Source organism: Mycobacterium sp. Marseille-P9652 (assembly GCF_902652685.1).
Taxonomy (GTDB): domain Bacteria; phylum Actinomycetota; class Actinomycetes; order Mycobacteriales; family Mycobacteriaceae; genus Mycobacterium.
Genome location: NZ_CACRUY010000035.1, coordinates 30121 through 43917 on the forward strand (window position 1 = coordinate 30121; position 13797 = coordinate 43917).

A 13797-nucleotide genomic window follows, 5' to 3' on the forward strand; every position below is an offset into this window, starting at 1 on the left:
TGGGTAGACGAAAGTTACGGGCGCGATCGCGCCGACCAAAGCCAACAAGCCCAGGAGGTCGATTCTTCATGACTGCACCGGACACGACACGTCTGCTCGCGCAATTGCGCACGCTGCTGGACCTGACCCACACCGAGATCCAGGTCGCCGAGACCCGGATCATGCAGGCGCGCACCGAGGCCGTGCGCCGCGAGCTCACCCAGAACGCCGACAACGCCCGCAAGCGGGCCGACTCCCTGGAGTCCGCAATCCGCAAACTGGGGGGCTACCCCGACGTCATTGGGCCCTTCCTGGGCCGCGCGGCCGCGACCGTCAAGGCGCTCACCGAGCAGGCCCAACCCTTCGACGAGGCGCTGCTGGGCGACCTCGCTCTCGAGGACCAGTTGCTGGACCGCGCCCGCTACGCGAAGGCGCTTGCCGTCGCCGCGAAGCGGCAGGACATCGAGAACCTGACCGAGCGCCTGATCACCGCGCACTCGGCCACCGTGGACTGGCTGACGACCGTGCTCGCCGAGGACGCGCTGGGCGGCCCGGCCGCGCTGCGCCGTACGCCGTTGCAGGCGGCCGCCGGCACCGCGGTGAAGTTTGTCAACCTGCCGGTCGAGTGGTCGGCGCGCGGCGTTGACCGCACCGTCGAGGCGCTGCGCTCGGCGGGGCCCGCGTTCAACGACCTGATTAAGCGCGGCGGCAACGCCGGCGAGATCGCGGCCAAGGCGCTGTCCGCGTCGCAGAGCGCCGCCCTGCGCGCCGCGGAGCGCGTCACCCGCTCGGAGGGCGCGGACCGTACCGCTGACGCCCTGCACTCGGGTCGCACAGCGGCCGGCGTCCTGGACGCCAGGGAGCTACCCATCCGCAAGTACGACGACCTGAGCGTGAACGACGCGGTGGCGGCGATCAAGAAGTTGACGGACCCCGCTGACGTTCGCGCCATCATTGCCTACGAAGAGGCGCACAAGAATCGGCAGCGCATCGTATCGGCGGCGCAGACCCACGTCGCCGCCATCGCGAAGGACGTCGTCGGGATCAAGTAGCGATCCGAGCCAGCGTTGCTCCCGTCACCGAGTGCCCCCGGCCGTCAGCAGACCCGGGGGCACTCGGCTCGTGCAATGCCGGCTCCCAGCGGGAAGATAAATCCGTGGCCGGGTGTTGATAACCGAGTACCATTGGATGTCCTGCCGAAGGTCGGCAGGGATGCTCGAAGTAAGACAAGGGGCTGAACGGTTTCGACTTCGCGCATCGAATCAAGGGAAGCGTGCCGGTGCAGGCAAGAGACCACCGTAAGCGTCGTTGCAACCATATAAGCGCCGATTCACATCAGCGCGACTACGCTCTCGCTGCCTAAGCGACAGCTAGTCCGTCAGACCGGGAAAGCCCTCGACCCGGAGCCTGGCGTCAGCTAGAGGGATCCACCGGTGAGTCCGGTCGCGGGACTCATCGGGACATCAACAGCGACTGGGATCGTCATCCTGGCTTGTTCGCGTGACCAGGAGATCCGAGCAGAGGCATAGCGGACTGCGCACGGAGAAGTCTTGAGGGAATGCCGTAGGACCCGGGTTCGATTCCCGGCAGCTCCACAAGTGAATTGGCAGGCCAGAGTGTATTTTCGCTCTGGCCTGTCCCTTTTGGTGGGTACCGGCGGCAGCGTAGCGGTACGGAGTTTGGTAGCTGTGGGTGGCTGGATGCGCACCGGTCATGCCATTTTGACTGATCCGCAAGCGCTGGAAGCCAGTTGGCCGGCATGCGTGAGAGCGCTGAGTGCATCGATGTCGCGGGTCAGTTGGTGGTAGATGACGGCCGGTCCGAGCCATCTGCCCACGAGACTGCGGAGTGCCACAGGGTTGAGCGGCCGTTCGGGAGGATCGAGCAGAACCGACTGGAGTGTGCGGACAGCGAGTTCGATGAGGTCGTCCATCGCTGCCCGGTCGAAGCCATGGGCGGCCCAGTCGACGTCATATCGCCGGAACATCTCTCGTCCCAGACCAAACGCCGCGCCGGCGGTGAACGAGGCCGACGTGCCACCCGGTAACCGCGCCTCCAGGACGCGGGCCATGAGCGGGTCGTCGGCGAACTCCTCGGCGGCGAATGCGACCCCCTCGACGACGGCAGCCGCCGGATTTGTCCACCCCCGCAGGTGATCGGCTAAACGATCGAGAAATCCGTTGGCCGAACGCATCTGGCTGCCGACCATCAGCGCTTCAGCCCCGGGAAAGTAACGGTAGACGGTCTGGCGGCTCACTCCCAGAACGCGGGCCACGTCGCTGACGCGGATGGCCGATCCGCCTTCGGCAACCAACGAGTCAACCGCGTCCAGAATCCTGTTGACGGCTTCCTCATCGGAGGCCGGCGTGCGGCCCGACCAGCCATGGCTACGCAAGGGAAAGGCCCATCATCGTGCTCCACTTCGGTATGACGTGACAACCTGTAGCTAGAAGTATTGCGGACTGGGGGCCGGGGTTCAACGATATCTTGTCGCTTCACCCGCGCCAGTTCGAATGAAAATCCTCATGAAGACTGCGCTCCTACGCGCAATGGCTCCTCGTGACCACACCACGCGAATACGCAGCAGTCAACGACGACGCGACATTCTGCGCTGATGTGTCTTGTCAGCTGGCGCCAGGTCTGCTGTGATACATCAAGGAATCGCGGCGGGTTCCACTGCACCGGGAGGACCGACCATGACCGTGGCTGAGGTCAACGACATTCGGTACGACCCCTACGATGTGGAACTTCTGGCCGATCCCTACCCAACGTTCCGGCGGCTGCGCGAGGAGTCGCCGCTGTACTACAACGAGCAATACGATTTCTATGCGCTCAGCCGTTTCCAGGACGTGAGCCATGCGCTTGTCGATACCGGCACGTTCAGTTCAGCCCGCGGAATGATCCTCGAAGTGATCAAAGCCAACATCGAGATACCGCCCGGCATCATCGTTTTCGAGGACCCGCCGGTTCATGACATCCATCGCAAATTGCTCGCGCGGATGTTCACCCCCCGCAAGATCGCGGAACTCGAGGACAAGATTCGGGCGTTTTGCGCACAATGTCTCGACCCTCGCGTCGGCACTGGACGTTTCGACTTCATCGCCGATCTCGGCGCTCAGATGCCGATGAGAGTCATCGGAATGCTGGTCGGCATTCCCGAGGACGACCAAGAACACGTCCGGGAACGCTCGAATGCGTATTTGCTGACCGAGGCCGGCGAACCCATGACCCTGGCCGCCGAAGGCGTCCACCACGACGAGGTGTTCGCCGCCTATCTCGACTGGCGCGCCGAAAACCCGTCCGACGACATCACAACTGAACTCCTCAACGTCGAATTCGACGACGAGACAGGAGTCCGCCGAACCCTGACCCGCGACGAAATCCTGCTTTACATCAGCCTCGTCGCCTCCGCAGGCAACGAGACCACCACCCGACTCCTGGGCTGGGCCGGAAAAGTTCTCGCCGACCACCCCGACCAGCGGCGCGAAATCGCGGCCAATCATCGGTTGATTCCACAGACGATCGAGGAACTGCTGCGCTACGAATGCCCCGTACCGCACCTCGCCCGCTACGTCACCCGTGATACCGAGTGGTACGGCCACACGGTGCCGGAAGGCAGCGTCATGATGCCGCTGATCGCATCGGCTTGCCGCGACCATCGCCAATTCCCGCCTGACGGAGACCGATTCGACATCCATCGCCAGCCGCGTCAGCACCTGGCGTTCAGCGTGGGAGCCCACTTCTGCCTGGGGGCGGCACTCGCCAGGCTGGAGGCCCGAATCGCGCTCGAGGAAATCTTCAAGCGCTTCCCCGAATGGGACATCGACACCCAGAACGCACACTTGTCATCGGCGTCGGCTGTCCGGGGCTGGGAGTCGATGCCCGCGTTCGTCTAGCGCCACGCAAGTCGTCAGGGCGTCGCCGTGGCCGCGAAAACGGGTACCTTGCTTGATATTTCGGTTCGTCTGTCGAGTGAATGCGTCAGGAGCGCGATGCGCTCGGTCAGTGTGTACCGGGCATGCGGCGGACCAGGCCGTCGTCGAGCATCTGTTGGAAGTGCTCGGTGACCGTCTGCTCGACGGGCCGGTAGGTCAGTCCGAGCTCGTCGCGGCTGCGGCTGTTGTCGAACCTCAGCGGGTAACCCACGTTGCGGTCGACGAACTTTCGCGTCAGCCCGGCTACCGGTGCGATGGCCTTGATGATCACCTTGGGTGCCGTCATCCTCGGGAACGGGTAGAGCGGGCCGAACCGGCGGCGCAGGATCTTGCCGATCTCCAGCATGGTCAGCGAATCCGCGTTGACGATGTAGCGGCCGTGAGCCTCAGGAGTGAACCCGGCACGCAGGTGAGCATCGGCGACGTCACGCACGTCCACCACACCGAAGGTCAGTGCGGGAGCTCCGGCCAGCAGCGTGCCGTCCGTGAATTGCTTCATTGTGCTCAGGCTGGCCGAGTCACTGGCAGTGGTCAGCGCAGGGCCGAGCACCAGGCCGGGGTGGATGGTGACCATGTCCCAGCGGTCCTGCGCCTCGACGTAGCGCCATGCCTCTCGCTCGGCCACCGTCTTGGAGTACGGATACGGTTGGTGGTCAACGCTGCTCGTGGTGTTCCACTGTTCTTCGGTGAACACGCCGCCGGGAACATCACCGGATTCGCGGGCATCGCCGTAGATTGCGACCACGCTGCTGGTCAGCACGACGCGCTTGACGGTTTGCACGCGGTTGACCGAGTCCAGCACGTTGCGGGTCCCCTCCAGCGCCGGGCGCACCAGCGCTTCCTGCGCATCCTTGAACCCGGAGATGAGAAACGGCGATGCGGTGTGCATGACGAGTTCGCATCCGTTCATGGCCTCGTCAAAGCTGCCCGGTTCGAGCAGGTCCGCCTTGAACAGCCGGAGGCGGCCGGGGTGATCGTCGGAGAGCTTGTGCAGATGCTCCAGGCCGGAAGGCTTCTGCGGGTTGCGCACCGTGCCGTGCACGGTGCGTCCGGCTTCGAGGAGCAATCGGACGATCCAACTTCCGATGTAGCCGCTGGCGCCCGTGACGAGCACCGGCGCCTCGGGGTCGATGACCGTCGATGGTGTGTTCATGTGGGTGTCCTATCCAGTGGACTCGAGGGTGTCACCAATTCGGCGAGGGGGCGATCATCTTTCACAGGGCTTTCTCCTCGCCCCACAGCGTATTGCCTCGGGGTTTGCCGAGCCGGCGCGGTCGCGCGGACCTCGACCGCGGCGCGATAGATTGCTCATCGTGAGCGAAGACAGAGTCCGTGTGCGGATCGCCGACAACGGCGTGGCAACGGCGACGATGGTGCGCGCCGACAAGCACAATGCGCTCGACCAACCAATGTTCGAAGGATTGGTGAAAGCTGCAGAGCAGCTGGCGGGCGACTCATCGGTACGCGCGGTTGTTCTGCACGGTGAGGGCAAGAGCTTCTGCTCCGGTTTGGACGTGGCAAGTTTCATGGGCGGCGAAGGCGGGACGGGCGTTCTGTTGACGCGAGCCGACGACCGGCCGGCGAACCTCGCTCAGCGCGTCAGCTACGACTGGTCGTTGGTACCGGTGCCAGTCATCGCCGCGATCCACGGCAACTGCTTCGGTGGTGGTTTGCAGATCGCGCTCGGCGCTGACATCCGGATCGCCGCGCCGGACGCGAAGCTGAGCGTCATGGAGATCAAGTGGGGACTCGTTCCCGACATGGGCATCACCCAGACGCTGCCGAGGCTCCTACCGATCGACGTCGCGAAAGAGTTGACCTTCACGGGCCGCATCGTCTCCGGCGGCGAGGGTTCCGAGCTCGGCTTGATCACTCGGACGTCCGAGGATCCGCTCTCTGCGGCGCTGGCGCTTGCGGACGAGATCGCGCTGAAGTCACCGGATGCCATCCGTGCGGCGAAGCGCCTGTACAACGAAACCTGGACGAGCAACGACCCCGCCGCGGCCCTTGCGCTCGAATCGGCTCTGCAAACCGGGCTGATCGGCACGCCCAACCAGATTGCTGCCGTGGTCGCTGGAATGTCGGGGGAGCGGCCGGTGTTCACCAATCCCGCTTAGCGCGAGAGTGCGGCGACAGTTAGACAGTTTCGGGAACCGCTACCAGACTCCCAGGCGGGGGCATAGGCTAGCTCCGCCTACGCGGCGATCGGTTAGTGGCCGGGCAACTGAAAGGTTGCCCTGAGTCGGCGGGAGTGGCGCGGTGTCCTATCTTGTTGCGTTGCCGGACACGATGTCCGCCGCGGCCGCGGACGTGGCTTCGATTGGAGCGGAGGTCGCGGCGGCACACCGGGACATGGCGGGTGCCACCACCGGAGTATTGGCGGCGGCTGAGGACGAGGTGTCCGCGGCGATCGCGGCACTGTTTTCCGCACACGGCCGGGCCTATCAAGCTCTCAGCGCACAGGCGGCGGCTTTTCACGGGCAGTTCGTGCAGGCGCTGGCGGGCGCCGTCGGTGCATATACCGCTGCAGAGGCGACGAACGCTTCGCCGTTGGCGACCCTCGAGCAGGCGTTGGTCAGTGTCGGACAGGACATTCAGCAATTCCCCACGACGTGGGCCACCGGCGTCACCAATGAACTCAATTTCCTCACCTCCGAACCGGGTTCGCCGCTCTTGGCGCTGTTCACCGGAGAGAATCCGCTGCTCGGGATAGGCATCAGCAACGGCCCGCCACCATTGTTGCCGCAGCTCCTCGGAGAGACGGTCCAGTACACCACCTATAACGGAATGAGCGTTGTGCAAATCACGCCGGCGCACCCAACCGGCGATTACGTGGTCGCCATTCACGGAGGCGCGTTCATCTTTCCGCCCTCGATCTTTCACTGGCTGCAATACACGGTGACGGCCTATCAGACCGGTGCGACCTTCGAAGTGCCGATCTACCCGTTGGTGCAGCAGGGAGGTACCGCCGGCACGGTCGTACCGCAGATGGCCGGTCTCATCTCGTCACAAATCGCTCAGCACGGTGCCTCACACGTCAGCGTGATGGGCGACTCCGCGGGCGGCAACCTCGCACTGGCGGCCGTCCAATACATGGTGCAGAATCCCGCGCTTGGCCCGGTACCGAATTCCATGGTGTTGGTCTCTCCGTGGCTTGACCTGGCCTCGACCGGGGGGCAGATCGGCAAAGTGTGGGCCGGCGGTCTTTCGCTGACCAACCCCGAGGTGAGCCCGCTGTACGGGTCGCTGAGCGGGCTTCCCCCGACGTATGTTTACTCCGGCTCGCTGGATCCACTCGAAGCATCGGCGTTGGCCCTCCAGCAACTGGCCGCAGCCCAACAGGTCCCGATGAGTTTCGAGTTCGCCTACGGCGGCATTCACGACTGGGTGCTGCTCACACCCGTCGGCCCGCTCTCCTGGCCGCTGATCGACCAGCAACTCGGCATCGCGGCCTGATTCGGATCATTCAAGGTCGACGACGCGCCCGTCACGTCGTCCGGCGGCCAGGGGAGCGTTGCGCGCGCTGGTCACCCGCCGCCAGGTGTATGGACGTGCGAAGTTAGGGTAAGGAACCGTTATGACCTTTCGTCGTCTTGCCTGGGTGCTCGGCGTGGTCGCCGTGGCGGCCGGCATTCCCGTCCCAGCCTCTTCCGAGCCGCTGACAAAGTGCCTGACGAATACGCCCAAGGGCAGGCAGGTCTACGTGCCCTGCGATCTTCTCAACGCCGGCGCCAACTTTCCGCCCGGCCAGCGTTGCCCTCCGCCGCTCGAGCAGTACCCCAAAGACGTCGCGGAATGGTGTGGTGACGGGCCGGGCCTTGCCAGCGCCACGCCCACGCCGACTCCGACAACTCCTACGACTCCTACAACCCCGACGAGCCCTGGTAGGCCGACGACCTCGACGAGCCCCACCAGCCCGACGAGCCCGGGGCGGCCGACAAGTTCTGCGAGCCCGACGAGTTCGGCGACCCCAACCACCACCACGAGCTCCGCGGCTCCGGCCGGGTGATGGGTTGTCACCCGAAATGTCCGGCCCTGCGAGTCGGCGGGCCGGGTAGCCCGTCCTGCGCACCAGCCGCAGCGGTCAGCGTTTCTTGACCACTCCGCCCGGTGGCTGCTCGTCGACGCCGCTGTAGATCAGCTCACGCACGGCGGGGCGCGGTCCGTACGGTCGCAGCATGGTGCTGGCCGGCCGTGGCCGCACGTGCTGCGGCCACCAGAACCAGCGCCCGAGCAAGGTGGCCAGCGACGGTGTCATGAACGACCGCACGATCAAGGTGTCGAACAACAGGCCCAGCGCGATCGTCGTACCCACCTGGGCCATCACCAGCAGCGGGCTGAACATGAACGTGGCCATGGTCGCGGCGAACACCAGACCGGCGGAGGTCACCACCGAGCCGGAACCGGCCATCGCGCGGATCGTCCCCGTCTTGAGCCCGGCGTGGATTTCCTCCTTGAACCGCGATATCAACAGCAGGTTGTAGTCCGAGCCGACCGCCAGCAGCAGGATGATCGCCATCGCCAGCACCATCCAGTGCAACTTCATGCCCAGGATGTACTGCCATAGAAGCACGGAGAGCCCGAACGAGGCGCCCAGCGACAGCAACACCGTACCGACGATCACGAAAGCCGCCACGACGCTTCGGGTGATCACCAGCATGATGATGAAAATCAGTGTGGCCGCGGCGATTCCGGCGATCATCAGGTCGATGTTGGAGCCGTCGTGCATGTCCTTGTACGTCGCGGCCGTGCCGCCGAGGTAGACCTTGGCGCCCTCCCATGGGGTGCCCTTGATCGCCTCGTGCACGGCCTGCTTGATCGGTTCGATATGGGCGATGCCCTCAGGAGTAGCGGGGTCCCCTTCGTGGGAGATGATCAACCGGACCGCGCGCCCGTCCGGCGAGATGAACTGTTTGAGGCCCCGTGCGAAATCCGGGCTCTTGAACGCCTCCGGCGGAAGGTAGAACGTGTCGTCGTTCTTCGCCTTGTCGAAGGCGTCACCCTGGGCGGTGGCATTGTCGGACTGCGCTCTGGCCTGTTCGTTGAGACCCATGGTGGTCGCGTAGTTCGACATGATCGTGTCGAGGTTGTGCTGCTGGCTTTCGATCTGCGGCGGTATGAGCGCCACCAGCTGCGGCTGGATCCGATCCAGCTTGTCGAGGTTCGCGCTGAGGTTCACGATGTTCTGGGCCACCTGGTCGATGCCGTCGAGCGCGTTGAAGATCGACCGGATCGCCCAGCAGGCGGGGATGTCGTAGCAGTGCCTCTCCCAGTAGAAGTAGCTGCGGATCGGCCGGAAGAAGTCGTCGAAGTTGGCGATGTCGTCGCGCAACGCCTCGGTGATCTGCACCGTCTCTTTGGTGAGCCTGGTGGTCTCGTGCGTGGTGTTGCTGAGATCCTGGGTTACCCGCATCTGCTCGTGCAGCGTCGCCATCGTCTTGCGCAGCTCGTCGGCCTGCTTGAGCAGGTTGGCCGCCTGCTCGTCTTGATAGTGCTGGGTCTGGATCCGTCCCGCGGCCTGTGCGCCCATCTGGAAGCCCAGCGTGCTGTGGTCCAGCGGCGTGCCCAACGGCCGGGTGATGGTCTGGACCCGGCCGATGCCGGGGATGTGGAAGACCGCCTTGGCGACCTTGTCCAGGACCAGGAAGTCGGCCGGGTTGCGCAGGTCGTGGTCGGTCTCGATCATCAACAACTCGGGGTTGAGCCGAGCCTGGTCGAAGTGCCGGTCCGCGGCGGCATAACCGACGTTGGCCGGGGTGTCCGCCGGCAGGAAGTGGCGGTTGTCGTAGTCCGTCTTGTAGCCGGGCAGGGCGAGCAGACCGATCAGGGCGACCGCGATGGTCACCGCGAGAACCGGCGCGGGCCAGCGGACGATCGCCGTGCCGATTCGGCGCCAGCCCCGAGTCTGGAGCTTTCGCTTCGGATCCATGAGCTTGAAGAACGACGCCACGGTCAGCACCGCGGGGCCCAGAGTCAACGCCGCGAGCACCGCGACCAACATGCCGATGGCGCACGGTGCGCCCAGTGACTGGAAATACGGCAACCGGCAGAAGCTCAGGCAGTACATCGCGCCGGCGATGGTCAGGCCCGACCCGAGCACGACGTGCGCGGTGCTGTGGAACATGGTGTAGAAGGCTTGTTCGCGGGTCTCGCCCAGACCGCGGGCCTCGTGATAGCGCCCGACAACAAAGATCGCGTAGTCCGTCCCGGCGGCGATCGCCATCAGCACCAACAGGTTGTTGGCGAACGTGGAGAGTCCGATGATCTCGTTGTTGGCCAGCAACGCAACGACGCCTCGAGCCGCTGCCAACTCAATGAACACCATCGCCAGCATGATCAGCATCGTGGTGAACGAACGATAGACGATCAGCAGCATCACCACGATCACCACGAAAGTGACAAGAGTGACCAGCGCGACGCCCTTCTCGCCCGCGTGGGACTGATCGGCGAACAGCGGACCCGCGCCGGTGACGTAGGCCTTGATTCCAGGCGGCGCGGGCACCGAATCCACGATCTTGCGGAGGGCCAGGGCAGACTCGCTGGCCTGCCCGCCGCCCATGTTGCCGGAGAGGTAGACCTGGACGTACGCGGCCTTCTGGTCGTGGCTCTGGGAACCCGCCGCGGTCAGCGGATCGCTCCAGAAGTCCTGGACGTGCTGAACGTGCTTCTTGTCTTGCTCGACGCGCCGGACGATCTCGTCGTAGTACTGGTGGGCTTCGGCCCCGAGGGGCTTGTCACCCTCCAGCAAGATCATGGCCGAGTTGTCGGAGTTGAACTCCTTGAACGTCGAGCCGACCTTCATCGTCGACTGAAAGGATGCCGCGTCCGTCGGACTCATCGACACCGAGTGGCTCTTGGAGACGGCTTCCAGCTGAGGCGCCGCGGTGTTGGTGACGAAGACGATGCCCAACCACACCAGGACGATCGGCAGCGCGAGCCGGTGAATCATCCGCGGCAGGAACGGCGGGATGAGCGGCTGATCGACGCGCGGCGGAGCCTCGCCCGGCTGGCTCATGCGGACTTGTCCAGGCAGTAGACGAAGGCGTTCACGGTTTCGTTGGGATCCGAGCGATTCGGAGCCTTGATGACGTCACCGCGCCCGTCGTGGTTGTTCACGACGAATTGGCAGGCGATCCAACTGCCGTCGCCTTGCGCGACGAGGTTTGCCGGGATGCCGGGCTTCGTTGAGCTCAATACTTTGCTCCAGGGCAAGGGCACGTTGAGAGCCTGCTGCGGATGGGAGTTTTCGTCCAGGTAGTTGATGGTTGCCGTGCTGCCCGGCGAGCCCCAGACCTCGAGCGTGATCGTCTTGGCGTTGAACTGGTCGAGGACCTCGCCCGAGGTGCCGCCGCCGAACGAACCCTTGTGAACGCCGAAGATGCCGTGCAGTCGGTAGACAACGAATCCGGACACCGCGACGACGGCCACAATGGTGAGGACTAACCAGAACCGGGTGAACAGGCCCGCGAGGAATTTGCGCTTGGCTGGCTTGCCGGATGCCGTCGCGCCCTCTTTGCCGGCAGTGCGCGGTGTCGTCAAGGGTTCGGTCCTTGGCTCAGTCGTCGTCAAATGCGCTTCCCCAACCGGTGACGAGAAATGCTCAACTAATTGAGCGTGTGTGTCAGCTTAGCTACTCTAACCTTCAAGGCGGCTGCGCGCGATCAAAACATTACAAGACCGTCATCGCACCGGCCCCTGGCGCTTTAGGAGTGCGCTGTCTTTTCTGCAGTCCCGTTGCCGCTGGGCAAGCCTGGGCCGGGGTCAAGCTAGCCGTGATGCGGCGGTCGCTCGTCGTAAAGTCGGCCCTCGTCCCACGCCGCGCGCGCTTGGTCCTCGTCGCCGAACCTCTCCCAGTCCTCGGGCTTGACGTCGACCGGCGGGGGCTTTGCCGCGGCCGGTCTTGGCGGACGGGGTTCGGTCGGCACGCCGCAATCATCTCAGGCCCGCGGGAAACGCCGGGCCGGGCAATGGTCGCCGGGAGCTCGACGACCTCACGCGGCCGCCTGCAGCGTGATCTCCGAGATCGCCATCCGGCTCTGGCCGTTCGTGATTCCCAGGGTGGAGATCCACACCAGCGCATCGGATGTCTTCGTCTGGTCGTGCACGGTGATCCGGTTGTGCCCCGGCTGCAGTGATGTGGTCGGGGTCAATGCCTTGGTATCGGCCAATCTGGCGGGATGCTCGGTGGGCGACGAGCGGATCTGCACCTGGCTTCCGGTGCTCGACACGTCGAGCGTCACGGCGCTCAGCGCAGTCGGTTCGGGCAAGTGCAGCAACAGACCCATGCCCGAGATGAACTTCGGGAAGGGCACGGCGTCCATATAGGTGACGGTGGACCACGCGGTGTTCGGGTTGCCGTCGATCGCCAACCCGGCGTCCTGCGGGTTGTCCGGCGCGCCGTCGGGGGAGAACACGGTGGCGCTCACCGGCTTGACGATGGGTCCGGGACGCGACGAACGGCCGAAGCCGTGGGTGAACCACACGACCCCGGCGGCCGCCAACACGATCACAGCGGCGACGGCGACCAGGGCGGCGAGGCGAAACTTCCGCCTGCTGGATGTTTTTGGCGCTTGGTCGGCCACCGGTTCGGCCGCGGCCTGCGGCCGCCTCTGCTCGGGCGCCGCTCCGGTCGAGAAGTTGATGAGTTGGTCGGCATCCAGGATGTCGCCGTCCCAGACGCCGGAGACCTCGATCTCGTCACCGTCGGCGAGCTGACCCGCCGCGAGTTCGCTTTCGATCTCGACCGAGATGAGAGCGGGCAGGTCGTCGAGTGGCTCGTAGGGGATCACCCGCAACGACCACGTTCCGGGCTCGTCGTGCGCACCGGCCGCGGTTCGCCGCACGTCGCGTGCCGTGCCGTTGACCACCCGCCGCTCGAGGCGCTGCGTGGGCGGCCGTTCGCCCGGTTCGACGGGGATGGCGGGACACGAGCCGGACGGCTGTGATGCGGATTGCGCTTGCGTGAGGGCGCGGGCGAAGTCGGTGCAGGTGGGGTACCGCTTGCCGGGGTCCTTGGCCAGCGCCCGGGCGATCACGGCATCAAGGTGCGCGCAATCGGGGCGGCGCTCCGAGACCCGCGGGGGCGGCGCATTGAGGTGCTTGCTGAGAACGACGGCACGGTTCGAGTCGTCGAAAGGGGGCGCGCCGGTCAGTAGGTAGAAGGCGGTGGCCGCCAGCGCGTATTGATCCGCCCGTCCGTCGAGCGGCTTCCCCAGAAGTTGTTCTGGAGCAACGTAACTGATGGTGCCGACGGCGACGTTGGCCTCGGTGAGGTGGCTGACGTCGTCGATCTTCCGGGCTATGCCGAAGTCGGTCAGCAGCACCCTGCGGCGGTGGCCGTCGGCCGCCGTCACGAGGATGTTCTCCGGCTTGACGTCCCGGTGGAGCAGACGGCGGTCGTGACCGAAGTCCAGCGCATCGGCCACCGCGGTCACGATGTCCACGACATCTTGTTCCGGCATGCCTTTCGGGTAGCGTTCGCGGACCAAGCGGCCCGCGTCGGTGCCGTCGACATACTCCATCGAGATCCACAGCCGTCCGTCGGACTCGCCCCGGTCGAGGACGCTCACGATGTGCGGATGCCACAGCTGCGCCGCCAGCTCGGCTTCGCGGATGAATCGCGCCCGGAACTCCTCGTCGCCCGTGGCGGACAGCGACAAGATCTTCAGCGCGTCGTGACGAGGCAGCCGCGGATGCTGGGCGAGGTAGACCTCGCCCATGCCGCCGGTGCCGAGCAAGCGCTCCAGGACATAGCCAGCGAAGACCTCTCCGGTTTCGAATGGCATGGAGGAAAGCCTACAAACCGGCGTCCCCGGCTACCGAAAACCGCCGGTCACGGGCGTGCGCACGCCACAGAGGGCAATGCGGATCGCGATTTCCGCGA

Annotated in this window: 10 protein-coding genes, 1 other RNA gene and 1 pseudogene; 6 read left to right on the top strand and 6 right to left on the bottom strand. The window is 65.2% G+C overall.

The features are described 5' to 3' along the window. Positions 1-68 precede the first annotated feature (68 nt). Positions 69-1031, top strand: a complete 963-nt coding sequence (locus GPY60_RS17805; RefSeq protein ID WP_156689015.1) for a ferritin-like domain-containing protein — start codon at positions 69-71, stop codon at positions 1029-1031. A 178-nt stretch (positions 1032-1209) separates the two neighbouring features. Beyond that, positions 1210-1577, top strand: a transfer-messenger RNA (tmRNA) gene (gene ssrA, locus GPY60_RS17810). A gap of 113 nt (positions 1578-1690) precedes the next feature. On the opposite strand, the gene GPY60_RS17815 is transcribed toward ssrA, so the two are convergent. Further along, positions 1691-2374, bottom strand: a complete 684-nt coding sequence (locus GPY60_RS17815) for a TetR family transcriptional regulator (protein WP_156689016.1) — start codon at positions 2372-2374, stop codon at positions 1691-1693. A gap of 301 nt (positions 2375-2675) precedes the next feature. Here GPY60_RS17815 and GPY60_RS17820 point away from each other — a divergent pair, with 301 nt between their 5' ends. Next, entirely contained in the window at positions 2676-3875 is a 1200-nt protein-coding gene (locus tag GPY60_RS17820) for a cytochrome P450 (RefSeq protein WP_156689017.1), read from the top strand. A 106-nt stretch (positions 3876-3981) separates the two neighbouring features. Here GPY60_RS17820 and GPY60_RS17825 read toward each other — a convergent pair whose 3' ends face one another. Next, complete coding sequence (locus GPY60_RS17825) at positions 3982-5067, bottom strand: SDR family oxidoreductase (protein ID WP_197283718.1); 1086 nt, start codon at positions 5065-5067, stop codon at positions 3982-3984. 160 nt (positions 5068-5227) lie between these two features. On the opposite strand from GPY60_RS17825, the gene GPY60_RS17830 reads away from it, so the two are divergent. From GPY60_RS17830 to GPY60_RS17835, 3 genes and pseudogenes are all read left to right on the top strand, one after another. Next, positions 5228-6031, top strand: a complete 804-nt coding sequence (locus GPY60_RS17830) for a crotonase/enoyl-CoA hydratase family protein (protein ID WP_156689018.1) — start codon at positions 5228-5230, stop codon at positions 6029-6031. A gap of 142 nt (positions 6032-6173) precedes the next feature. Continuing rightward, positions 6174-6443 (top strand): annotated as a pseudogene (locus tag GPY60_RS27755) (PE family protein); the annotation flags it as partial. 42 nt (positions 6444-6485) lie between these two features. Next, a complete protein-coding gene (locus GPY60_RS17835; protein ID WP_370462749.1) occupies positions 6486-7370 on the top strand; it encodes an alpha/beta hydrolase in 885 nt (294 codons plus the stop codon). Positions 7371-7998: 628 nt separating this feature from the next. Here GPY60_RS17835 and GPY60_RS17840 read toward each other — a convergent pair. The 4 genes from GPY60_RS17840 to GPY60_RS17850 all read right to left on the bottom strand — a co-directional run bounded on the left by GPY60_RS17840 (position 7999) and on the right by GPY60_RS17850 (position 13699). Further along, positions 7999-10929, bottom strand: coding sequence for an MMPL/RND family transporter (locus GPY60_RS17840; RefSeq protein ID WP_156689020.1), 2931 nt, complete (start codon positions 10927-10929; stop codon positions 7999-8001). Next, on the bottom strand, positions 10926-11483 hold the full coding sequence (locus GPY60_RS17845; protein WP_156689021.1) for an MmpS family transport accessory protein: 558 nt from the start codon (positions 11481-11483) through the stop codon (positions 10926-10928). Before GPY60_RS17845 ends, GPY60_RS17840 begins: the two co-directional genes overlap by 4 nt. A 197-nt stretch (positions 11484-11680) precedes the next feature. Continuing rightward, on the bottom strand, positions 11681-11839 hold the full coding sequence (locus tag GPY60_RS26675) for a hypothetical protein (protein WP_197283719.1): 159 nt from the start codon (positions 11837-11839) through the stop codon (positions 11681-11683). A gap of 66 nt (positions 11840-11905) precedes the next feature. Further along, the gene (locus GPY60_RS17850) at positions 11906-13699 is read right to left on the bottom strand and encodes a serine/threonine-protein kinase (RefSeq protein WP_156689022.1); all 1794 of its coding nucleotides are present in this window, start codon (positions 13697-13699) and stop codon (positions 11906-11908) included. Between the last annotated feature and the right edge of the window lie 98 nt (positions 13700-13797).

Coding starts and splice junctions, on each gene's coding strand:
- GPY60_RS17805 (WP_156689015.1), top strand. CDS start 69: ATGACTGCACCGGACACGACACGTCTGCTCGCGCAATTGCGCACGCTG.
- GPY60_RS17820 (WP_156689017.1), top strand. CDS start 2,676: ATGACCGTGGCTGAGGTCAACGACATTCGGTACGACCCCTACGATGTG.
- GPY60_RS17825 (WP_197283718.1), bottom strand. CDS start 5,067: ATGAACACACCATCGACGGTCATCGACCCCGAGGCGCCGGTGCTCGTC.
- GPY60_RS17840 (WP_156689020.1), bottom strand. CDS start 10,929: ATGAGCCAGCCGGGCGAGGCTCCGCCGCGCGTCGATCAGCCGCTCATC.
- GPY60_RS17850 (WP_156689022.1), bottom strand. CDS start 13,699: ATGCCATTCGAAACCGGAGAGGTCTTCGCTGGCTATGTCCTGGAGCGC.